The organism is Pseudarthrobacter sp. NPDC080039, assembly GCF_040702335.1.
GTDB classification, from domain to species: Bacteria; Actinomycetota; Actinomycetes; order Actinomycetales; family Micrococcaceae; genus Arthrobacter; species Arthrobacter enclensis_A.
Genome location: NZ_JBFBKY010000006.1, coordinates 186,249 through 207,275, shown reverse-complemented (window position 1 = coordinate 207,275; position 21,027 = coordinate 186,249). Strand labels below are relative to the sequence as shown.

Annotated in this window: 15 protein-coding genes and 1 pseudogene; 8 read left to right on the top strand and 8 right to left on the bottom strand. The window is 68.2% G+C overall.

Features of this window, described 5'->3' with window-relative positions; translation table 11 throughout:
• The first annotated feature begins 30 nt into the window (after positions 1–30).
• A complete protein-coding gene (locus AB0313_RS09800; RefSeq protein ID WP_366305224.1) occupies positions 31–663 on the top strand; it encodes a metalloregulator ArsR/SmtB family transcription factor in 633 nt (210 codons plus the stop codon).
• 5 nt (positions 664–668) lie between these two features.
• On the opposite strand, the gene AB0313_RS09795 is transcribed toward AB0313_RS09800, so the two are convergent.
• Positions 669–2,006, bottom strand: a complete 1,338-nt coding sequence (locus AB0313_RS09795; RefSeq protein ID WP_366305222.1) for an alpha-hydroxy acid oxidase — start codon at positions 2,004–2,006, stop codon at positions 669–671.
• Positions 2,007–2,072: 66 nt separating this feature from the next.
• Here AB0313_RS09795 and AB0313_RS09790 point away from each other — a divergent pair, with 66 nt between their 5' ends.
• Complete coding sequence (locus AB0313_RS09790) at positions 2,073–2,792, top strand: FCD domain-containing protein (RefSeq protein WP_366305220.1); 720 nt, start codon at positions 2,073–2,075, stop codon at positions 2,790–2,792.
• On the opposite strand, the gene AB0313_RS09785 is transcribed toward AB0313_RS09790, so the two are convergent.
• The gene (locus AB0313_RS09785) at positions 2,789–5,284 is read right to left on the bottom strand and encodes a glycoside hydrolase family 3 C-terminal domain-containing protein (RefSeq protein ID WP_366305218.1); all 2,496 of its coding nucleotides are present in this window, start codon (positions 5,282–5,284) and stop codon (positions 2,789–2,791) included. The two genes, AB0313_RS09790 and AB0313_RS09785, sit on opposite strands and share 4 nt — an antisense overlap.
• Positions 5,285–6,619 carry an MFS transporter gene (locus AB0313_RS09780; RefSeq protein ID WP_366305216.1) on the bottom strand — a complete coding sequence of 445 codons (1,335 nt, stop codon included), beginning with the start codon at positions 6,617–6,619 and terminating at the stop codon, positions 5,285–5,287. It abuts the gene before it with no gap.
• 110 nt (positions 6,620–6,729) lie between these two features.
• Between AB0313_RS09780 and AB0313_RS09775 the strand changes: the two genes are divergently transcribed.
• Complete coding sequence (locus AB0313_RS09775; protein ID WP_366305214.1) at positions 6,730–7,320, top strand: TetR/AcrR family transcriptional regulator; 591 nt, start codon at positions 6,730–6,732, stop codon at positions 7,318–7,320.
• Positions 7,321–7,326: 6 nt separating this feature from the next.
• Here the strand turns inward: AB0313_RS09775 and AB0313_RS09770 are convergent, their stop codons facing one another.
• On the bottom strand, positions 7,327–8,361 hold the full coding sequence (locus AB0313_RS09770; protein ID WP_366305212.1) for a LacI family DNA-binding transcriptional regulator: 1,035 nt from the start codon (positions 8,359–8,361) through the stop codon (positions 7,327–7,329).
• Between the two features lie 287 nt (positions 8,362–8,648).
• Between AB0313_RS09770 and AB0313_RS09765 the strand changes: the two genes are divergently transcribed.
• The 5 genes and pseudogenes from AB0313_RS09765 to AB0313_RS09745 form a co-directional block, all read left to right on the top strand.
• The gene (locus tag AB0313_RS09765; RefSeq protein ID WP_366305210.1) at positions 8,649–10,061 is read left to right on the top strand and encodes a Gfo/Idh/MocA family oxidoreductase; all 1,413 of its coding nucleotides are present in this window, start codon (positions 8,649–8,651) and stop codon (positions 10,059–10,061) included.
• A gap of 10 nt (positions 10,062–10,071) precedes the next feature.
• The gene (locus AB0313_RS09760) at positions 10,072–11,031 is read left to right on the top strand and encodes an NAD(P)-dependent oxidoreductase (RefSeq protein ID WP_366305208.1); all 960 of its coding nucleotides are present in this window, start codon (positions 10,072–10,074) and stop codon (positions 11,029–11,031) included.
• Positions 11,028–11,933 carry a 5-dehydro-4-deoxyglucarate dehydratase gene (locus AB0313_RS09755; RefSeq protein ID WP_141946024.1) on the top strand — a complete coding sequence of 302 codons (906 nt, stop codon included), beginning with the start codon at positions 11,028–11,030 and terminating at the stop codon, positions 11,931–11,933. The genes AB0313_RS09760 and AB0313_RS09755 overlap by 4 nt, the downstream gene beginning before the upstream one ends.
• Complete coding sequence (locus AB0313_RS09750) at positions 11,933–13,036, top strand: mandelate racemase/muconate lactonizing enzyme family protein (protein WP_366305206.1); 1,104 nt, start codon at positions 11,933–11,935, stop codon at positions 13,034–13,036. The genes AB0313_RS09755 and AB0313_RS09750 overlap by 1 nt, the downstream gene beginning before the upstream one ends.
• 21 nt (positions 13,037–13,057) lie before the next feature.
• Positions 13,058–14,524 (top strand): annotated as a pseudogene (locus AB0313_RS09745) (aldehyde dehydrogenase (NADP(+))); the annotation flags it as partial.
• A gap of 69 nt (positions 14,525–14,593) precedes the next feature.
• On the opposite strand, the gene AB0313_RS09740 reads toward AB0313_RS09745, so the two are convergent.
• From AB0313_RS09740 to AB0313_RS09725, 4 genes are all read right to left on the bottom strand, one after another.
• Positions 14,594–15,709 carry a peptidase M24 gene (locus AB0313_RS09740; protein WP_366305204.1) on the bottom strand — a complete coding sequence of 372 codons (1,116 nt, stop codon included), beginning with the start codon at positions 15,707–15,709 and terminating at the stop codon, positions 14,594–14,596.
• On the bottom strand, positions 15,706–17,748 hold the full coding sequence (locus AB0313_RS09735; protein ID WP_366305202.1) for a DUF6807 family protein: 2,043 nt from the start codon (positions 17,746–17,748) through the stop codon (positions 15,706–15,708). The genes AB0313_RS09740 and AB0313_RS09735 overlap by 4 nt, the downstream gene beginning before the upstream one ends.
• A gap of 34 nt (positions 17,749–17,782) precedes the next feature.
• Complete coding sequence (locus tag AB0313_RS09730) at positions 17,783–18,901, bottom strand: acetylxylan esterase (RefSeq protein ID WP_366305200.1); 1,119 nt, start codon at positions 18,899–18,901, stop codon at positions 17,783–17,785.
• 100 nt (positions 18,902–19,001) lie between these two features.
• Positions 19,002–21,026: a beta-galactosidase gene (locus AB0313_RS09725; protein ID WP_366305198.1), complete on the bottom strand. Its 2,025-nt coding sequence runs from the start codon at positions 21,024–21,026 to the stop codon at positions 19,002–19,004.
• Position 21,027: the final 1 nt, after the last annotated feature.

The following is a 21,027-nucleotide window of genomic DNA, read 5'->3' as shown; positions in this document are numbered from 1 at the left end:
TTCGGCGTATATGTCGCTAGGGTGGGAGGCATGGTGACAGACGACGTATTTGCCGTCATAGCGGAATCCACCCGGCGGGACATCCTGGTGGCCCTCCGGACGGGGGACAAAGCCGTGGGGGAGCTGGTGGAGGAACTGGCGGCGAGCCAGCCCACCATTTCCAAGCACCTGAAAGTCCTGCGTGAAGCGCAACTGGTCAGCATGCGCGCCCAGGGCCAGAAGCGCTACTACGCCCTGAACCGGGGGCCGTTGGAGGGCATCGCCAGCTGGCTGGAGACGTTCGACGTCGGCTCCGGCGCCGCGGCGGCCGCCTCAGCTGCGGCCACGGAAGCACCCGGGAAAGTGGGCGGCGGACCGGACCAGGCAGTCCCGGCCCACCTCCGGGAGGGTGTTGCGGCGGCGGCAGCGTCGCTGCCCACCGCCGCGCGGCCCCAGGAACCGGCGCCCGCGCAACCGGCGGCGGCAACGACGGACGAAGTTCCGTCGGCCGTATTGGTGCGCGAAGGAGCGGAACTGAGTCCCGCCGTCGTGATTCCCGGTGGTACCGCCGCCCCGTTGAGCGATGACACCGTCCCGCAGCAGATCGGCCGCACCGTTGGCCGTGCCGCCACCAAGGCCGCTGACCTGCTGGCCAACCTGCCGAAATTCGGACGGAAGAAGTAGCCCCTTTAGTTGCCCGGCAGCCGAACGTGGTCCGGGGTCAGCTCTGATATGCGGCTGGCGCCCAGCAGGGCCATGGTGCGGGCCATGTCCTTCTCCAGGATCTGCAGGGTCCGGTCCACGCCCGCGCGCCCACCGGCCATCAGGCCGTAGAGGTAGGCGCGGCCGATCAGGGTGAAGTCCGCGCCCAGGGCCAGGGCCGCCACGATGTCCGCGCCGCTCATGATGCCGGTGTCCAGGATGATGGCCGCATCGCTGTTGTCTGCGGTGAAGGCTTGCTTGACCTCGGGGAGCAGGTGGAACGGGATGGGTGCCCTGTCGAGCTGGCGGCCGCCGTGGTTGGACAGCACCACGCCGTCCGCGCCGTGGTCCACCACGCGGCGGGCGTCCCCCACGGTCTGGATGCCCTTGACCACCAGCTTGCCCTTCCAGGTTTCGCGCAGCCAGTCAAGGTCCTCGAAGGTCAGTGTTGGATCGAACATGGAATTGATCAGGTCCGCAACGGTGCCGGTGTAACGGGACAGCGAGGCGAAGGTCAGCGGCTCGTGGGTGAGGAAGTTGAACCACCAGGCCGGCCGGTAGGAGGCATCAAGCACGGTCTTGAGCGTCAGCGCCGGCGGGATGGTCATGCCGTTGCGGACGTCCCGGAGCCGGGCGCCGGCCACTGCGGTGTCCACGGTGACCATGAGTGTGTCATTTCCGGCCTTGGCGGCGCGTTCGATCAGTTCCAGGGAGCGGTCCCGGTCCGTCCACAGGTACAGCTGGAACCAGTTGCGCCCGTTGGGAGCAGCCGCGGCCACATCCTCGATGGAAGCAGTGCCCATGGTAGACAGCGTGTATGGGATGCCGGCGGCCTCGGCTGCCTGCGACCCGGCGTACTCGCCCTCGGACTGCATCATGCGCGTGAAACCGGTGGGGGCTATGCCGACGGGCAGCCGTGACGGCTTGCCCAGGATCTCCGTGCTGAGGTCGATGGCGGAGACGTTGCGCAGGATGCCCGGACGGAACTCGATGTCCAGGAACGCCTGCCGCGCACGGCGGAGGGTGATCTCGTCTTCGGCGGCGCCGTCAGTGTAGTCAAAGGGGGCCTTGGGCGTGCGGCGCTTGGCCATGGCGCGGAGCTCCCAGATGGTGCTGGCCCGCTTCAGCCGCGCCTCCTTGCTGAACTCCGGCTTCTTGAACTGCATCAGGGGCGCGAGGTCCGAGTACTTGGGGACGCGGCGCCTGAGTGCGTCGGGCAGGGCGGTCGACGACGGAGCCTTGGCAGGTGCCGGGGCTGTGGGGACGTCCATGGCATCCGGGGCCGGGGTGGCCTCGGGATTGTTGGGCTGAATGGTGTGCGTCATTGCTCCTCCTATGGTCCAACCAGACTCTAGGTCATATGGTCCAACCACATCAACTACTATTTGGATATGCGCACCCACCAGCTGGTCCTGCACTGGATCGAGGATCAACTATCGGCCGGCAACCTCGCCGTAGGGGGCAGGCTCCCGGCCGAGCGCGCCCTGGCGGAACAGCTCAAAGTCTCCAGGACCTCCGTCCGCGAGGCCATCCGGATTCTGGAAGCCATGGGCGCGGTGCGCTCCGGTGTTGGCTCCGGCCCCGACGCCGGGACGGTGGTGATCTCGGATCCCACGGCGGCGCTCGGCTCGGCCCTTCGGCTGCACGTGGCCACCCAGCACCTTCCCGTGGCGGACATCGTGCAGACCCGCGTCCTGCTCGAGTCCTGGGCCGCCGCCCACGCCCGCCGGGATGCGCCCGAACTTGAGGAGGCGGCCGCACTACTGGGCGCCATGGATGCCCCGGAAGACATCCCCGTGGGCGAGTTCCTGGCCCTCGATGTCCGGTTCCATCTGGCCCTGGCCAACGCCGCAGGGAACGCGGTGGTCAGCGCCATGATGGGATCGCTGCGGGAATCAATCCAGGGATACGCCGCCGAGCTGACATCCCACCTGCCGGACTGGGGTACCACGGCATCGCGTTTGCGCGCTGAGCACCACGCCATCCTTGCTGCGGTCAGGAACGGCGACGGCGCCAGGGCGGCGGAGCTGGTGGCTGCCCACATCGAGGGGTTCTACAAAGAGGCCGGGCTGGGCAGGGATAATCCTGCCCAGCCCGGCCGAGGGGACTAGCGGACTTCGATCTCCAAAATCTCGAAGTCGTCTCCGGCGTGCCGGCCCACGAGGATCCGGAAGGTGCCGGGCTCAAATTGCCAGCCGCCGTCGTAATGCGCCAAGGAGCGGGCCGGGATCCGGACTTCCACGCTCTCCGTGCCGCCCGGCGCCAGATGCGTTCCGGCGTAGCCGGCGAGCCAGCGGACGGGCCGCTCGACCGCGGACTCGGGGCGGTCCAGGTACACCTGCACCACTTCGCGGCCGGACCGGCTTCCGGTGTTGCGGACCGGAACGTGGACCGTCACGTCAGCGCCGGCCGGGACCGACTCGCGTGCGTGGGCCGTGCCGAGCTCGAAGGTGGTGTAGCCCAGGCCGTAGCCGAAGGGAAGGGCCGGGGCGGCACCGCCCGAAGCCTGCTGCTTCAGCCAGGCGCGGTAGCCGACGTGGATGCCCTCGGAGTAGACCACGTTGCCGTCAACCGGGTGGGTGTCCAGGACCGGAACGTCGGACAGGGCCGCGGGCCATGTTGTGGGAAGGCGGCCGGCCGGTTCCTCGGCGCCCAGCAGGATGTCGGCGAGGGCCCGGCCGAATTCCTGGCCGCCGAACCAGCCCAGCAGGACGGCGCCCACCCGGTCCAGCCACGGCATAAGGACCGGTGAACCGGAGTTCACCACCACCACGGTGCGCGGGTTCACCGCAGCCACCGCCTCCACCAGTTGGTTCTGCCGGCCCGGGAGGTCCAGGTCCTTGCGGTCGAAGCCCTCGGATTCGATGGCTGCGCTGGTTCCCACCACAACCACGGCTACGTCGGCGGTCCGGGCGGCCTCCACAGCCGCGTCGATCTCGGCCTGCGGGTCCTCCACCACCGTTTCCTCGCCCAGGAGGATGGCCGTGAAGGGGATGGCCTGGTTCCTGGGCAGCTCGTACACGGCCTCGATCCGGACCGCGTCTCCCGCGGCAGTGGTCACCGGGTGGACGGTCTTGGGCGGATCGAACAGGGCCGCGCCGAGCACGTCGGTGTCATCCTCGATCTCGCCGTTGAACACCTCGTCACCGTTCAGGGACAGCCGGATCCGGCCCACGGTGCCCACGCCCAGGTGGTGGACGCCCGCCCTCGGTGCGGTCCAGTCCGCTTCCATGCGGATGGCCGCGGTCCCCTCCGGGATGCCGACACCAAACCAGATCAGGTGCGAGGCCAGACGGTCCTCGCCAGAGATTTCCGAACGATCCTCCGCCAGGAAGGTCACCCGCATGCCGGGCACTCCGGACACGGGGTTGTGCAGCGAGGCGCGGGGGAAGGCCTGCAGGCCCTCTGCAACCTTGGCGCCGCGGGCGTAGCTCACGCTGACGCCCGGCAGCGCTTCCCGCAGGCCCTCAAGCGGCGAGACGTTCTGCTTGGGCATGACGGTGGCGCTGCCGCCGCCCTGCGTGCGTGCTTCCTCTGCATTGTGGCCGCTGACGGCCACGCTTGCCAGGGCCTGCGGATCCAGGGGCAGGAGGCCGTCCCGGTTGCGGACCAGGACGGCGCCACGGACCGCCACTTCACGGGCGACGGCGGCCGGGTTGAGGGGTGCCGGGAGCTCCGTCACGGCGGGCGAGACGCCGTCGAGGGAACCCACGCGGGCGGCCAGCCGGAGGATCCTGATGACCTTTTCGAGGATAGCGGACCGGCTCACGCGGCCGTCATTCACTGCCGCCAGAAGCTTGGGGCCCCAGTGGCCCACCGGCCCCGGCATCTCCAGGTCCTGGTTGGCGTTGGCAGCTTCGACCGAGCGGACACCGGTCCAGTCGGAGACCACCACACCGTCGAAGCCCCACTCCGTGGACAGGGGAGTCTTCAGCAGCTCGTTTTCGCTGGCGGTGGTGCCGTTGATGGAGTTGTAGGAGCTCATCACCAGCCAGGCGCGCGCCTCGGTGATGGCGTCCTCGAAGGCTGCCAGGTAGAGCTCCCGCAGGGGCCGCTGGTCCACCACCGAGTTGGAGGTGAAGCGCTCGGTTTCAGCCTCGTTGGCGAGGTAGTGCTTCGGGGTCGCGCCCACGCCCATCGACTGGACCCCGGCAACGTAGCCGGCGGCCATGGTGGCGGTCAGGCGCGGGTCCTCGCTCATGCATTCAAAGTGCCTGCCGCCCAGCGGTGAACGGTGCAGGTTGATGGTGGGGCCCAGGACGGCATGGACACCCTTGCGGCGGGCCTCCTGCCCCAGGACCTGGCCATACCGGCGCGCCGTCTCCACGCTCCACGTGGCGGACAGCGCGGACGACGACGGCAAGGACACCGAGTCGTGCCGCTCATCGAAGTCTTCACCCCGGACACCGGAGGGGCCGTCGGACATGACCACCCGGGACAGGCCAATGGAGGGCAGAGCGTGCGTTGCCCAGACATCAGCACCAGTCAGCAGCTGGATCTGCTCCTCGAGGGTGAGGCGTTCAGCCAGTTCGCGGATGCGTGCCTCCGCATCCGGTGAGCCGGCCGCCGGCGCTGTGACGGCGGGGGAAAGTGTGGGATTCATTTACTTGACTCCTTTGATGCGGGTGACGAGGACGGCGCCGATGATGCCGACGACGGCTCCGCCGATGAAGAGGGCCGGGTAGCCGCCGAGGGTGATCACGGGGAAGGCGATGGCGGGTACGAGGGACTGGGGCAGGGCCTGGGCGATATTGAAAACGCCGAACGTCTTGGCGTTCTCGCTCTGGCTTCCAGGGAGGAGGTCCGCGATGAGGGCCACGTCCACCGCACCAAAGCAGCCAAGGCCCAGGCCGGCGAGGGCCTGCCCCAGCAGGACCTGGTCCGTGGTGCTGCTGGTGGCAACGACCATCAGGCCCGCCATCATGATGATCGCGGAGGCAATGACCATGGCCTTGCGCTTTCCGATCCGGTCGCTGATCCAGCCGCCGCCGATGCTGGTCACCACGGTTCCCGCGGAGCTGACCAGGGTCGCCTGGAAAACGAGTCCCGGAACGGCGGTTTCTGCAACGTGGAGGTGGTCCTCGAAGAAGTAGGGCAGGTACAGCAAGCCGGCGCAGTAGCCCATGTAGACCAGGAACTTGGTGAACCAGGCCCACCCCAGGCCCGGGTAGGTGCGGGGGTTGAAGTAGAAGGAGCCTGCGATCTCCCGCAGGTTGAGCGGGGCAGGCTTTTCCGTCAGCACGCGGTCCTTGAAGGTGAAAGCGAAGACGAGGGTCACGGCGGTCCCCACCACGCCGGGGACCACGGCCATCTGGAAGGCGTTGTCGAACAGCTGGGCAAAGAACGCGGCGGCAACGAGGCCCACCGGCAACGTCATCCCGATGAGGCCTGAGAGGCGGCCGCGCTCGGTGGGCGCTGTCTGGTCGGGGAGGGTGGCCACCAGGGCCGCCAGCGCCGCATTGAAGCTGAGCTGGGCGAGGACCCAGGCAACCAGGACTCCCGTCACGTTGGTGGCAGAACCCAGCAGCACCAGGGATGCCAGGCCTGCCAGCGAGCCGCCCACAATCCATGGCTTGCGCATGCCGAAGCGGGATGTGGTGCGGTCACTGAGCCGGCCGAAAAAGGGATTGGCCAGCAGTGCGATAAGGGCTCCGACGCCGGCAACCAGGCTGAGCGCACCGGCACGCGTTTCCGGGGTGGTGATTTCTGAAACTTTGATGGCCAGTACCACGAGGGCCGGGGCCAGGACGGCCATCCAGAGCCCGGCGCTGGCAATGGGCATGCCGATCACGTAGGCACGGGGTGTGCGGATTGGTGCCCCGGCGGGGACGGTTGAGGTGCTGGACGTTGAAGCAGTGCTGGGGTTTGAAACGGTGTTTGAGGGCGTTCCGCCGGCAGGCAGTCCTGCGGAATCCTCGCTGATGGTCTTGATGGCCACGATGCCTCCTGACAAAAAAGTGACCCTCCGTTGGGTCCTGCAGAAGATGGTACCCGCAAAAACCTAGTGTGACTAGGTTTTTTGAATTGGCGTTGAAATACACTGGCCTGATGCCTTCATCAAAGCCGCGCGGCCAGTACGCCAAAGGCGCGGAACGCCGGGAACAGATCATCCAGACTGCCACGGACGTCTTCGCTACCGAAGGCTTTGAAGGCACGGCGCTCAAGCGCGTGGCAGAGCTGGTCGGGGTGAGGGAAGCAACCCTTTTCCATTACTTCCGGGGCAAGCAGGAACTCTTGACCGCCGTCCTGGCTGAGCGTGACCGGCGCAGCCTCGCGGCAATGGAAGCGGACCAGGCGGGGTTGGCGCTGATGGTGCGCTCCGCGGAACGGAACCGCCGCGAACCCGGGCTGACCACGCTGTACGCCGTGGCATCCGCCACCGCCAACGATCCTGAACACGACTCGCACGCCTACTTCAAGGAACGCTACGCCGAGGTGGTCGGCGTGCTGGCGGCGGACATTGAACGCCGACAATCAGAGGGGGCGGCCCGCTCGGACCTGCCGGCGGAGGACCTGGCCCGCATGGTGGTGGCCGTCTCCGATGGCCTGCAGCTGCAGTGGCTCTATGACAAAGGCGTGGACGTGGCGGACGGCCTGCGCGATTTTATCGATGTACTCCTGAAACCGCCGTCCGCCTAGCCCATATCAGCCGTGGACTGTGGTCCGCGGCGCTTTCGCCGGTCCCGTGCTGGCCCGGACTTCCAGGCGCGGTTGGTACCAGCCGCCGGGAGGCTCGTCACCTTCCTTGCGGATCAGGGCCCGGAGCTGGCGCCATGCCTGCTCGCCCAGCTCGGTAATGGGCACCGCCCCGGTGGTGAGGGCCGGCGTCGTATACCTGGCAAAGGGGATGTCATCGAAGCCGGTTACGGAGATGTCGCCGGGAACCTCCAGCCCGCGCTCGTGCAGGCCGCTCATCAGGCCCATGGCCACCAGGTCGTTGAAGGCCAGGATTCCGGTGGCCCCGCTGGCCAGTACGGCATCGACGGCTTCATGGCCGGTGTCGAAATCCGAGCCGCCCTCCAGCATGGTTACGTCAACGTGCGGCTGGGCGGCCCTGAACGTCTCCAGCCCCTTGAGCCGCATGTCGTTGGAGGCGCTCCCGTGCGGGCCTGCCAGGAAGGCCAGCCGCGTATGGCCCAGTTCCACCAGGTGCTCGGCAATGTCCTGGACGCCCTGGCCGTAGTCAACCACCAGGCTGGGCACGCCCGGCGCCGCGGTGGTCCGGTTGATCAGGACCAGGGGATGCAGTGACGGCGCGATCTCCTCCAGTTCGGCATCCGACATTCGCGGGGCGCACAGGACCAGCCCGTCGCACCGCCGGCGTGCCTCGCCGGCAAGGATGGACTCCTCGCTGGAAACTTCGAACGAGTCCGCGATGAGCACGCGGTAACCGTCCTGGGCTGCTGCCCGGCTCAGGCCGCGAAGAATGGCCTGGAACGTGGGGTTGGCCAGGTCCGGCACCACGATGCCGATGGTGTCCGTCTTGCCAAGGGCCAGGCTGCGTCCCACCGGATTGGGCTGGTACTTCAGCTCCGCCGCAGCCGCACGTACCCTGGCAGCGATTTCCGGATCCACGGTGAAATTCCCGTTCATGACCCGCGAAACGGTGGCATGGGAAACTCCGGCCTTTACGGCGACATCCGCGATGCCGATCCGGCCGCTTGCCGATTTCCTGGCCATGGGGGAACCCTTCCTTGAGCGTGAAACCACAGCATATAACGGAGCATGAAAGCGGTTTCTTCCGCTTTTCAGTGTTTCACGGGCGATGTCGGTTTCAGTGCTGACGCGCCTGAATGAGAAAGCGGTTTCCATTAGTGCGGAGAACGGTTGACGGATCGGCTGTGAGGTTGGTACAAATTTTATATCCGGATCAAGAAAACGCTTTCTCGAGTAGCTGGCGCCGAGAAACGCCAGCGAACACCAACGGCCGTCCCGTCGGCCGGTACTGAGCTTTCGAAAGGGACCCCATGGTCAACACAGCGCAAACGACGCCGGCCCACGCTGCTTCCCGGCACGGCACGGCTTCGGGCAGGGCGCGCATCGCGCTCATCGGGACCGGCGGCCGTTCCGAGATGTACATCCGCGCCATCTTCGGAAAACACGCGGACACCGCCGAACTGGTGGCGTTTTCCGACGTTAACCCGGGCCGCGTGGAGTTCTACCAGAAGCTCATCCAGGAACTGGGATCGCCGGGGCCGGTGGCGTCGTTTGATCCTGGAGACCTCACCGCCTTCGTCCAGGCAAACAACATCGACCGCATCATCGTCACCACCCCGGACTACACCCATGCCGACTACATCGTGGAGGGCCTGCGCGCGGGAGCCGATGTCGTCGTCGAAAAGCCCCTGACCATCGACGCGGAAAGCTGCCGACGCATCGTCCAGGCTGTCCACGAAACCGGCCGCAACGTGGTGGTCACATTCAATTACCGCTACTCGCCGCGCAACAGCGCCCTCAAGGAAATCATCCAGAGCGGCGTGATCGGCAAAGTGACCTCCATCGACTTCAGCTGGGTTCTGGACACCGTGCACGGCGCCGACTACTTCCGCCGCTGGCACCGTGAGAAGAAGAATTCCGGCGGCCTGCTCATCCACAAGGCATCGCACCACTTCGACCTGGTCAACTGGTGGATCGACGACGTTCCGGAACGCGTCTTCGCCTCTGGCGGCCTGAAGTTCTACGGCGACAAGAATGCTGCCGAGCGCGGCCTGGGTCCACGCCCCGAGCGCGGCACGCCCGACGCCGAGGCGCCTGCCGGCGAAAAGGATCCCTTCGCGCTTGACCTGAGGGAGGACGAGCGGCTCAAGGCCCTCTTCCTGGACAACGAGCACTACGACGGCTACCGCCGGGACCAGGACGTCTTCACCGGCGGCATCACCATCGAGGACAACCTGGCACTGGTGGTGGAATACCAGGGCGGCCCGCGGCTGAGCTACTCACTGAACGCCCACAGCCCGTGGGAAGGCTACCGCGTGGCCGTCAACGGTACCGAGGGAAGGGCTGAACTCGAAGTGGTGGAGCGTGCCGCGGTCCTGCACAGCGCGGACCAAAAGACCGTGGTTGACCCCAGCGCAACACCCGTCGAGGAAGAGGACGCGGTGCGCCGCAACGGCGAACGACTGGTGGTCCAGCGCCACTGGGAGGCCGCGTACGAGGTGCCCATCATCAATGGCGAAGGCGGCCACGGCGGCGGCGACGAGCTCCTGCTCTCGGACCTTTTCAACGGGCCGGGCGAGGATCCGCTGGGCCGTCCCTCCGGCTACCTGGACGGGCTGCGCTCGGTGTCGGTGGGCATCGCCGGCAACCGCTCCCTGGAAACGTCCCTGCCCGTCAGGGTCGAGGACCTGGATCTTGGCGCCGACCTCCGCCGCGGCAAGTAAGGGACAAACCATGAGCAGGATACTTGTCACCGGCGGCTCCGGCCGCCTGGGCCGCAGCGTGGTGGCCGGACTGGCCCGGTCGGGTCACCAAGTGGTCTCGGTAGACCGCGACGCCGTGCCCGCTGGACTGCTGCTGGCCGGCGTCGTGCAGGAAACCGCGGACCTGCTTGCGCCGGGGGAGGCCTTGCGGCTGATCGAGGCAACAAAGCCCGACGCCGTCATCCACCTTGCGGCAATCGCCGTGCCGTTCAGCGCGCCGGAGGACGTCATCTTCACCACCAACACCCGGCTCGCCTTCGCCGTGATCAGCGCGGCAACGCAGGTGGGGGTGCCGAAGATCGTCACTGCCAGCAGCCCCACTGTCCTCGGCTACGGCTGCCCGGCCGGCTGGCTGCCGCCGTCGTTCCCGCTGGATGAACGGACCCCGCCCAAGCCCTGGAACGCCTACGCGCTGTCCAAGCTCATCGCAGAGCAGACCATGCAGATGTTCGCCGCAGCCCAGGGGGAGAAGATCCGCTACGCGGCGTTCCGGCCGTGCTTCGTCATATCCCCCGAGGAGTGGGAGGGCGCCCCCACCCAGCAGGGCCACACCCTGGCCGAACGGCTGGCAGACCCGGCCCTTTCCGCGCCGGCACTGTTCAACTATGTCGATGCGCGGGATGTGGCCGACTTCCTGGACCTGCTGCTGCAGAAGATGCCGGACATCCCGAACGGGGAAACCTTCTTCGTAGGGGCAGCAGATGCGCTTGCCACCGCGCCCCTTGCGGAGCTGATCCCCAGGTTCCTGCCAGGATGCGAAGCCCTCAGCGCCGGCCTTAGCGGCACCAGCCCCGCGTTCTCCATCGCCAAGGCACAGGAACTGCTCGGCTGGCAGCCCAAGCGCAGCTGGCGCACCGAACTCAAGTCCATCCTCAACGACGACGCCTCCACGCTGGTGACCGCCGGCAACCGGGGCAAGGAGGCATCATGAAATTCGACGGCGTACTTTTCTTCCCCGTCACCCCGTTCACGGCCGAAGGGGCGGTGGACGTTGAACTGCTCAAGGAACACATCAGCTCCCGGCTGCCGTTCGGACCCGGCGGCGTTTTCCCTGCCTGCGGGACCGGGGAATTCCACGCCCTCAGCATCGATGAGGTCCGTACCGTGGTGGCGGCCGCCGTCGAAGTTGTTGCCGGCAAGGTTCCGGTGGTGGCAGGTGCGGGCGGACCGCTCGGCCATGCGCTCGCCGCGGCGCGCGCCGCCGAGGAAGCAGGCGCCGATGCCCTCCTGGTGCTGCCGCCGTACCTGGTGACCGGTCCCACCGACGGGCTGGTGGCCTACATCGAGGCCGTGGCGAAGGCCAGCAGCCTCCCGGTCATCGTCTACCACCGCGGCAACGCAAAGTTCACGGCAGCCTCCATGGCGAAACTCGCCGCCAACCCCAAGGTCATCGGCTTCAAGGACGGCCTGGGCGATGTGGGCCTGGCCCAGGAGATCGTGACCGCCGTCAAGGCCACCGGACGGACTGACTTTGCTTTCTTCAACGGCCTGCTCACCGCGGAACTGACCCAGGGCGCCTACCGCGGCCTGGGCATCCCGCTGTATTCGTCGGCCGCGTTCGCGATGGCGCCAGAGATCGCCAAGGCGTATTACGACGCCTACGTCTCCGGCGACGAGGACCGCCGCAACGCGCTCCTGGAGGGCTTCTATGCGCCCCTGGTCCGCCTCCGCGACCAGACCCCCGGCTTCGGTGTTTCCCTGATCAAAGCCGGTCTGCGGCTGGGCGGCCTCCCGGTCGGTTCCGTGCGGGCGCCGCTGGTTGACCCCACGGAGGAGCAGTTGGTGGAGCTGAAGGCCATCCTGGCCAAGGGCTACGAGCTGGCCGGCCGCTGATGAGCGCGCCTGCGGCCGAAACCGTCCGCACCATTCCCCGGATCAGCGGCCTGTCCAGCCGGCTACTCACCGTTCCGCTCCGCCGGCACTGGGGTGCGGAGGCGCCCGAAAACCATGTGATCGCCACCGAGCTTCACACGGACGACGGCGGGACGGGCTTTGGCTTTTCCTGGACACCTACCATCGGCCCCCAGGCAGTCAAGGCCTTGCTGGACTACGACATCGCCCCGTTCGTCACCGGCCTTCCGGCCGAGCCGGAAACGGTGTGGGACGCGCTGTGGAAGCGGCTGCACGAGGCCGGCGGCGGGGGACTGACCACCATCGCCATGGCTGGTGTGGACCTTGCGCTCTGGGACCTGCGGGCCCGCCGCGCCGGAACGTCCGTTACCGGCTTCATCGGGCAGCGGCAGGAGTCCGCCGAGGTCTACGGGTCCGGGGTAAACCTGCATTACACGCTCGAGGAGCTGGTGGCCCAGGCCGAACGCTGGGTTGCTGCCGGCCACCAGGCGGTCAAGATCAAGGTGGGCAAGCCGGACCTCCGCGAAGACTACGAACGCGTGCAGGCCGTCCGTTCCGTCCTGGGCCCGCACCGCCGGCTGATGATCGACGCGAACCAGCGGTGGGACCTGCCCACGACCTTCCGCGCACTCGATGTGCTGGCCGAATTCGGGCTGGAGTGGCTGGAGGAACCGATCCGGGCCGACGACCTCTGGGCCTACCGCAGGCTCCGGAAGCACTCGCCCGTGCCCATCGCCCTTGGCGAAAACCTCCACACCATCTACCGGTTCCGCGATTTCATTGAAGCGGAGGCGGTGGACATCATCCAGCCCAACATCATCCGGGTGGGCGGCATTACCCCGTTCCGGCGGATCGTGGAGCTGGCCCGGACCCACAGCATCAAGGTGATGCCGCACCTGCTGCCGGAGCTGTCCGGGCAGTTGGCGCTCACCATGGCAGAACCCACCATGGTGGAGGACGTGGAGGAGGCGTCCTTCGAACAGCTGGGCGTCCTGGCCGGGCCCTCGCCGGTCCGGTTCAGCAACAGCAGGGTGACGGCGGCGCACCGGCCGGGACTGGGTTTCCGTTTCCGGGACGCGCTGTGACCAGAATCTCCGTACGACGACGAACAGGTACCTGACGTGACAACTGCAACGCTTTCCCTGACAGGGATCACTTCCGCCGCCACCGCAGCAGCCCGCATCTCCGCTGCTGCCTCCGATGCCGAGCGCGCGGGCTGGCTGAACGCGGTGGCTGACGCCCTGGATGCCAACACAGCAGAACTGGTGGAGATCGCAGACGCCGAAACCAGCCTCGGTGCACCGCGCCTGACGGGGGAGGTAGCCCGCACCACCGGCCAGCTGCGCCTTTTCGCCCGCGTGATCACCGAGGGTTCCTACCTGGAAGCCATCATCGACCACGCCGACCCGGCCGCCACCCCGCCCAAACCGGACCTGCGCCGGATCCTCAAGCCCATCGGTCCGGTCGCCGTCTTCTCGGCCTCGAACTTCCCGTTCGCCTTCTCCGTGGCCGGTGGCGACACCGCCTCAGCCCTCGCCGTCGGCTGCTCCGTGATCGTCAAGGCCCACTCCGGCCACCTGCGGCTTTCCGAGCGCACGGCGGAGATCGTGGCGGAAGCACTCCGCGGCGCGGGTGCGCCGGAGGGCCTGTTCGCCCTGGTCAGCGGCCGCGAAGTGGGAACTGCATTGGTCCAGGACCCGGCCATCAAGGCCGTGGGTTTCACAGGCTCCATTCCGGGCGGAAGGGCCCTGTTCGACCTCGCCACCTCCCGCCCCGACCCCATCCCGTTCTACGGGGAACTGGGCAGCCTCAATCCCGTGGTCATCACGGCCGCAGCGCTGCAGGCGCGCTCGGGGGAACTCGCCGCCGGGCTTGCCGGGTCCTTCACCCTTGGGGCGGGCCAGTTCTGCACCAAGCCCGGCCTGGTGTTCATCCCCGCCGGGACCCGGTTCGCCGCGGAAGTGGCTGAGGCCAGCCAGGACAAGCCTGCGGCCGGCATGCTGACCACCCGCATCGCCGAGGCCTACCCGGACGGGCTGCGCAGCTTCGCTGCTGTTGACGGCGTGCACGTGGCCAGCGGCAGCGTGGACCAGGACGCCGTGGCCCATGGCGCCGCTCCCGTGGTGTTCTCCACGAGTGCCGCCACGGTGTTGGAGCAGCCGGACAAGCTGCTGGAGGAATGCTTCGGACCCACCACCATCCTCATTGAGTACGCGGACCAGGACGAACTGTCCGCCGTCCTGGCCAAGGTGCCGGGCAGCCTGACCGCCACCCTCCACGCCGGAACCGGAGAGGACATCGCCGCCTTGGTGGAGCAGCTCTCCGGCCTGGCCGGCCGGGTCCTGTTCGACGGCTGGCCAACCGGCGTCGCCGTGAACTGGGCCCAGCAGCACGGCGGCCCGTACCCTGCCACCACCTCGCTGTTCACATCGGTTGGTGCGACGGCGGTCCGCAGGTTCCAGCGCCCCGTTGCCTACCAGGACGCCCCGGAAGCAGTGCTGCACCCGGCGCTGCGCGAGGACAATCCGCTGGGCATCCCCCGCCGCGTGGACGGGGAACTGCAGCTTCCGTAGAGCGCGGTTTCGACAGCACAACAAGTAATCCCCCGGGCCTTTCGGCTCCGGGGGATTACTTTGTGCTTCCTACAGCTGCAGCGTCGCCGGCCGCTCCAGGCCGTTCACGGTGGTCACTGGCCAGCGCGGGTCCACGGTGAGGACGCGAAGTCCGGACTCCGTGAGCTGGACCGTGTCCTCGATCTTGACGTTGGGACCGGACGGGTTCCAGGTGAAGGCCTGGTCCAGCACCACCGTATCGGTGGCATCCGCCGTCACACGGGGGTCCCGGCCGGCGTATCCGGCCGGACCGCCCTGATGGTGCTGCTCCCACTGGTCCGCGCCGAAACCGTGCCGCACGTAGGCGGCCTGAATTTCGGCGAAAATCCGGTCCAGGCGCGCGCCGGGAACGGTGGCTTCGAAAATGTCCGCTTCCACTGCTGCGATGCGGGCTTCGGCGTCGTGCTCTTCTGCGGTGCCGGCGTCGAACCTGATCCAGCGGGTGATGTTCGCAATCAACCCGTCCCGGCGGGCGCACACCACGGCCATGGCACGCCGCCCCAGGGCTGCGTGGGTTGCCAGCGGGTGCCGGAAGGTGCTGCGGGAGCTGCCGTTGCACAGGAGGACCAGCGGTTCCGCGCCGGCGGCCACCACCCGTGCGGCGAGCGCCGAGACCAGTCCGAATTCGGTGGTCTCCGGCCGTGCGGTTGAGAGGACGTCCGTCATGATGCCGGCCAGTTCGGCGCTGAGCCGTGAGTAGCGGGCGCTCTCGGCCGGGAGGAGCTGACGGCGGGCGCGCCGCAGCTGCGCGGCGACGTCCGCTTCCGCCAGCGGCGGCCGGGAGGCGCTTCCGACGGCGGCAGCGGCCTGGTGCAGGTTGCCGTACCAGGGCACGGTGTGCAGGTTGACCCCGGACGGCAGTTCCTCCGCGGCGATGCGGCTTGCTTCGTTGCTGAACGTCACCAGGTGGTCACCTCCGCGGTCCACCAGCAGGGCTGCGATGGGGTCGCCGGCCAGGCTGACGTGGACGCGGCTGCCGTCCAGGTACCAGGCCAGGGCGGTGGGGGTGGTAAGGAGCAGGGAGTCGTGCCCTTCGGCGTCCAGGATGTCCAGGATGCGCCGGCGCTTGATGGCGCGGTCCGCCGCTGACCCCGGCGCTACCCGTGCCCCGCGCTGCGGAACTGCTGTGTTCGTTGCCTGCGTCATGACGGGTCCCCTTGCTGGTTGATCAAATTTTCAATGTCTGCGGTGGCCAGGATTCCGTCGGCCACGAAAACGGTCACCTGCCGTCGGACCGGGCTGCCCGGTTCGGCGGTGACGGGGCTGTCCCACGCCAGCGACTGGCCCACCCCGGGGTAGCCTTCAGCGCGGACAAACCACGGGTCGGTGCAGCGTTCCGGGGCGACAAACGCCAGCGTGGCCGGGCCGCCGTCGAACGTTCCGGACCAGGCCAGCCAGGGCGTGACGCTGCCGTGGATCTCCGCCTCGCCGGCACCGGAGGCCGTCCAGACGGCGGCGTCCCTGCACTCGGGCAGGCGCCAGAAGAAACCGCCGTAACCGCCCTCATAGCGGCCATTGGACCCCGGGCTGCCCAGGCTGACCGGCTTGCTGCCGACGGGGGACAGCGCGAAGTCGAGGGACAGCCGCCAGATGGAAGGCGCGACGCCGGACCACTTCCAGGTGCGGTCCTCCACGAGGATCGGGGTGCCGTCGGGGCCGTTCCAGGCCAGCGTCTCCTGAAGCCGGCCCTCCTGACCGCTGCCGGCGCGGGTCAGGTGTGAAGCCGTGACGGTGATGCTGCCGTGGTCCGGGCGCCAGACGTATTCCCCGGCCTCGCGGGTGTAGGTGCGGCCGCCCCAGAAGTTGACGCCGCCCACGTCCTGCAGCGCCACTCCGGCGCCCAGGTGCCACACGTGGTCCAGCGGCATGTGGTCCGTTACCGCCACTCCGCTCAAGGTCCGGACGGGATGCAGGTAGGGGCGCGGCGAGGAGACAGCGCGGACATGGCTGCCGTCCTGGTAGTCCGCCACGGGGTGGCCACCCACGGTGAGGGTGCGGACGGCGGGGAGGGGCCGGGCCCAGGGGACGCCCAGTTCGGCGAAGGTTCCCTGCGCCTTGACCGCCCGTTCCAGCAGGTTGGTAATGTCCCTGACCACGGGGTGCGCGGCGGCATCGCCCCCGCCTTCCCAGGAGACGAACTCCGGGCTGATACGGGCGGGTGCGGGCGAGGTGCGGATGGCTTCGAGGACCGCGGTGAACGCGCCGGTATCCTCCAGCGCGCACAGCAGCGGTGCCCCGGTGGCGCGGGCGTCGAGCAGGTTCTCCAGCAGGTCGGTCCGGCCGTAGGCTTCCCGGCGCTCGCCGTCGGGGGTGGTGATGAGCACTTCGTCCTGTGTGTAGGAGAGGGTGATGTCGCCCAGGGTTCCGTGCACGGTGACGGTGGGGTCAAGCTGTTCGGGGGCGCAGAGCGTGAGGGCGCACAGCAGGGTGCCTCCGTTGGCCGTGCGCACCCGGAGGACGGAGGTGTCGTCGCTTTCGGTGTCGTGTGCCCGGTACAGGTCCGTTTCGACTGAAGCCACGTCAGCGAGGGCCCGGGCGCCCGCAAGGAACAGGCCGGTGGCCACGGCGTGCGCCAGCGCGTTGGTGGCCACGCCGTCTACCACGTCGGTGCCGTCCAGCCTGCGCTTGCCCGCCCAGCGTGAACGCTTGAAGTAGGCCTTGGTGCGCAGCCACTGGCCGGTGGCACTGATGCCCAGGACGGTGCCGATGTCCCCGGCGGCCACCATCTCCCTGATGGCGGGCAGGGCATGGGAGCCCAGGCTCTGGAAACCAACCTGCACCAGGCGCCCGTTCTCCCGGGCAACGGCCAGGACCTGCTCGAACTGGGCCATGGACGCAACCGGCGGCTTCTCGACGTAGACGTCCATCCCGGCCTGCAGCGCGGCGATGGCCAGCGGGGCGTGGGTTTGGATGGGCGTGGCAAAAATAACGACGTCGGCACCCGGCCGGGCGGCCAGCAGCCCGTCCAGATCGGCGAACACGGCGACCGACCCGGCCAGGGTGCCGGGGCTTGGCGGGTTGGGATCGGCCACTGCCACCAGTTCCACGGCGCCTGCCTTTTCGAGCCGGGCCAGGTTGGCGAGGTGGCGCTCGCCGAAGCCGTGCACGCCCACCAGGGCAATCCGCGGGATGGCTCTGGAAGCGGCCTGCTGGTACGGGGATTCCGGGAGGTGCTGGGTGGTCACATGGGTCCTTGGGAGCTGTTGGAAGGGGTGGTCATCAGGCCAGTGTTCTGGCGAGGAATTCGATGGCTTCGTCCTGCATGGCGGCGGTGAAGACGTGGCCGCCGGGCCAGAAGCTGCCGGTGTACGTGTCCGTGCCGCCGTGCAGGGACTCCAGTAACCGGTGGGCGTCACGCATCCCGTCCTCCGGAAACAGTTCATCCGCCAGGGCGTACTGCACCAGGAACCGCGCGGCTTCCGCCCGCAGGGTCAGCTCGGGCCAGTCGCCCAGTTTCCATAGCCCGGGCGTCTGCAGCAGCCAGGAGTGGGCGTCAAGGTAGGCGGGAAAGAGGGAGTCGAAGGTGGTCATCATGCAGGTCACCACTGCGGCCCGGATGCGGGGGCTCAGGGCGGCCAGGGCCAGGGATCGGCCGCCGCCGCCGGAGAAGCCGATGCAGCCCAGGTTCTCTTGGTCCACCCCGGGGAGGGCGGCCAGGATGTCCAGGGCGGCGAGGTCGTCGTGGGCCACCATCCCTGCCAGGCTGGTGCCCAGCATGCCGGCCGCCTTGGCGACGGTGTCTTCGTGGAAGCCGGCCGCGGCGTTGTAGCGCTGGGCTTCGGAAGGTACGACGCCGTCCTCCCGCCACTGCGCCTGCCTCGCCTCCGTGGCGGAAGCGGTGCGCCACGGGGGAGTTGAGAGGTCGAATTTCCGGCTTCCCCAGGCGAAGGTGTCATGGGCGAGGACGGCAAAGCCGCGGCGTGCGATGTCCGTGGCCAGGGCGTGTCCATCGTAGAGGGCGGCGCGCGCGGCCGCCGCGGACGGGTGGTTGTCCGGCAGCGCCACCAGGCGGTCTGCTCCGCCGAACTTGTTGCCGCCGTGGCAGTGCAACGCCAACACCCCGGGCAGGGGCCCGGAACTTCCGGCCGGCCGTACCAGCCAGCCCGTAGTCCGTGGGCCGAAGCCTAACTGCCAGCTGAGCTGTGAGGTGGTGGCGTCGTCGTACGTTTCCTCCCAGTGCACCATGACGTGGGGAGGCGCGGAGGCGCCGGGAACGCCGAGGGCATCGGAAAGCTCCTGGGCGGGGTGCGTGGCGGCGCGTTGGCGCGGATGTTCCCGGACGTAGGCGGGCCAGTCTTCGTAGCCTCCGATGGCGCTGGGCCGTGCTGCCGGGACCATCGACGGCCTCCCTTCACGAGGCCTGCCGGTCTCCAGAAAACGGTTTCTCACAGATTAACAAAGCTCCCCGCAGGCGTCAACGAGGCGTTTCCCCTGACCCTCACCGCGCTCCTTCGTGAGTTTCCGCCACCACCGCAACGCCGCCTGCAGGGACGGAGCCGGGGAACGGCGCACCGGTCAGCAGGTCGGTACCCGTGGCGGATACCGGGGCGTCAGCGCGTGTGTGGTTGATGGCGAACAGGAAGTTTTGACCGTTGGGCGAATGCCGGCGGACCAATTCCACGCCGGGACCGGCGGCCGCAGCGGGGGAAACTCCGGACTCGGCAAGCAACTTGTCCAGGAGGGCATCAATCCCCTCCGGGTGTGGGAACGTGGCGAGGTACCAGGCCGTGCCCGAACCCACGGCCCGGCGGGTCAGGGATGGGACCCCCACCAGGGGGTATTCGGTGAAGGTCTGCACCGCTTCGGCGCGTTTGAGGTGGACGTGCTCGCTCCAAACCGACGCCTCGGTGCCGTCGCTGAGCTTGAGCCGGGACCCGCTGAGCAGGGGGTGGAACTCCTCCACCCGGATACCCAGGAGCTCACGGAACGCCCCGGGGTAGCCGCCCAGCCGCACGTGGTCCTGCAGGTCCACGATCCCGCTGAAGTAACTCACCAGCACTGTGGCGCCGGCATGGGCAGCGGCGGCAATGGTGGCCGCATTCTCATCCGATACGGCGTACAGGGTGCACACCAGCACAAGGTCATACCCCTCCAACGGGCCGGACGGATGCACCATGTCCACCGAAATCCCTCGGAGGAACAACGCGCGGTGGAAGGCCCGCAGCACGTCCAGGTACTTGACGTCGATGCTGGGCTTGGAATCGATTTCGCTGGCCCACCAGGCCTCGTAGTCAAAGACAATGGCTGCACGGGACCGTACCCGGGATCCCCGCACGGGCTCCAGCCGTTTCAGCGCGGCGCCGAGGTCCACCACCTCCCGCCACACGCGGGTGTCCCGTCCGCCGTGGGGGACCATTGCGGAGTGGAACTTTTCCGAACCGGCGAAGCTCTGGCGCCACTGGAAAAACATCACGGCGTCCGCCCCGCGGGCCACGTGCGCCAGCGAGTTCCGCAGCATCTCCCCGGGCATCTTGGGCTGGTTGCGGGGCTGCCAGTTCACGGCCGACGTCGAATGTTCCATCAGGATCCATGGGTCACCGCCCGCAATGCCGCGGGTGAGGTCCGCGCTGAACGCGAGTTCGATGTGCCGTTCCGGGTCCGCCGCCACCAGGTAGTGGTCATTGGCGATGACGTCCAGGTCTTTGCTCCAGTCGAAGTAGTCCATGGATTTGGTGGCGCTGGAGGCCATCAGGTTGGTGGTGCAGGGAATGTCCGGCGTCACCTCGCGCAGGACGGCCACGAGCTCCCGGTAGTAATCCATCAGCGCCCAGGAATTGAACCGCTGGAAGTCCAGCTGCTGGCCAGGGTTCAGCGTGGAGGGCGCGGCCGCGGGTGGCAGGATTTCGTCGAAGGAGCCGTAATTCTGCGACCAGAACGCCGTGCCCCAGGAGGCGTTGAGCGCCTCAATGCTCCCGTACCGGCGCTGCAGCCACACCCGGAAGGCGGCGGCGTCCTCCTCCCCGTAGAACTCCGAGACGTGGCAGCCCAGCTCGTTGTCCACGTGCCACAGTGCCAGGGCCGGGTGGCCCTTGTACCGTTCGGCGAGCATGCGGGTGATGCCGGCGGCGTAGCGGCGGTAGATGGCCGACGACGGCGTATAGTGCCGCCGCGAGCCCGGTCCCAGCACCGTCCCGTCGGCCGTGACCGGCAGGATCTCCGGATGCTTGCGGACCAGCCATGCCGGGGGAGCGGCCGTGGCGGTGGCCAGGGCCACCTTCACCCCGATCCCGGCGAGGTTGTCCATGACCTCGTCCAGCCAGCCGAAGTCGTAGTGCCCTTCAGCCGGTTCCAGGAGGGCCCAGGAGAAGATACCCACGCTGAGGAAGTTCACCCCGGCTTCCTGCATGAGATCCAGGTCCTCCAGCCGGACATTGACCGGCCACTGCTCGGGGTTGTAATCGCCACCAAAGGCGATGCCCTCCACCTTGCTCCAAACACTCGGCGGGCGGTTGGTTTCCTGCATC

Bases quoted from the DNA above. Each gene is read 5' to 3' on its own strand.
- AB0313_RS09800 (WP_366305224.1), top strand. From the start codon at position 31: ATGGTGACAGACGACGTATTTGCCGTCATAGCGGAATCCACCCGGCGG.
- AB0313_RS09795 (WP_366305222.1), bottom strand. From the start codon at position 2,006: ATGACGCACACCATTCAGCCCAACAATCCCGAGGCCACCCCGGCCCCG.
- AB0313_RS09790 (WP_366305220.1), top strand. From the start codon at position 2,073: ATGCGCACCCACCAGCTGGTCCTGCACTGGATCGAGGATCAACTATCG.
- AB0313_RS09785 (WP_366305218.1), bottom strand. From the start codon at position 5,284: ATGAATCCCACACTTTCCCCCGCCGTCACAGCGCCGGCGGCCGGCTCA.
- AB0313_RS09775 (WP_366305214.1), top strand. From the start codon at position 6,730: ATGCCTTCATCAAAGCCGCGCGGCCAGTACGCCAAAGGCGCGGAACGC.
- AB0313_RS09770 (WP_366305212.1), bottom strand. From the start codon at position 8,361: ATGGCCAGGAAATCGGCAAGCGGCCGGATCGGCATCGCGGATGTCGCC.
- AB0313_RS09765 (WP_366305210.1), top strand. From the start codon at position 8,649: ATGGTCAACACAGCGCAAACGACGCCGGCCCACGCTGCTTCCCGGCAC.
- AB0313_RS09760 (WP_366305208.1), top strand. From the start codon at position 10,072: ATGAGCAGGATACTTGTCACCGGCGGCTCCGGCCGCCTGGGCCGCAGC.
- AB0313_RS09755 (WP_141946024.1), top strand. From the start codon at position 11,028: ATGAAATTCGACGGCGTACTTTTCTTCCCCGTCACCCCGTTCACGGCC.
- AB0313_RS09750 (WP_366305206.1), top strand. From the start codon at position 11,933: ATGAGCGCGCCTGCGGCCGAAACCGTCCGCACCATTCCCCGGATCAGC.
- AB0313_RS09740 (WP_366305204.1), bottom strand. From the start codon at position 15,709: ATGACGCAGGCAACGAACACAGCAGTTCCGCAGCGCGGGGCACGGGTA.
- AB0313_RS09730 (WP_366305200.1), bottom strand. From the start codon at position 18,901: ATGGTCCCGGCAGCACGGCCCAGCGCCATCGGAGGCTACGAAGACTGG.
- AB0313_RS09725 (WP_366305198.1), bottom strand. From the start codon at position 21,026: ATGCAGGAAACCAACCGCCCGCCGAGTGTTTGGAGCAAGGTGGAGGGC.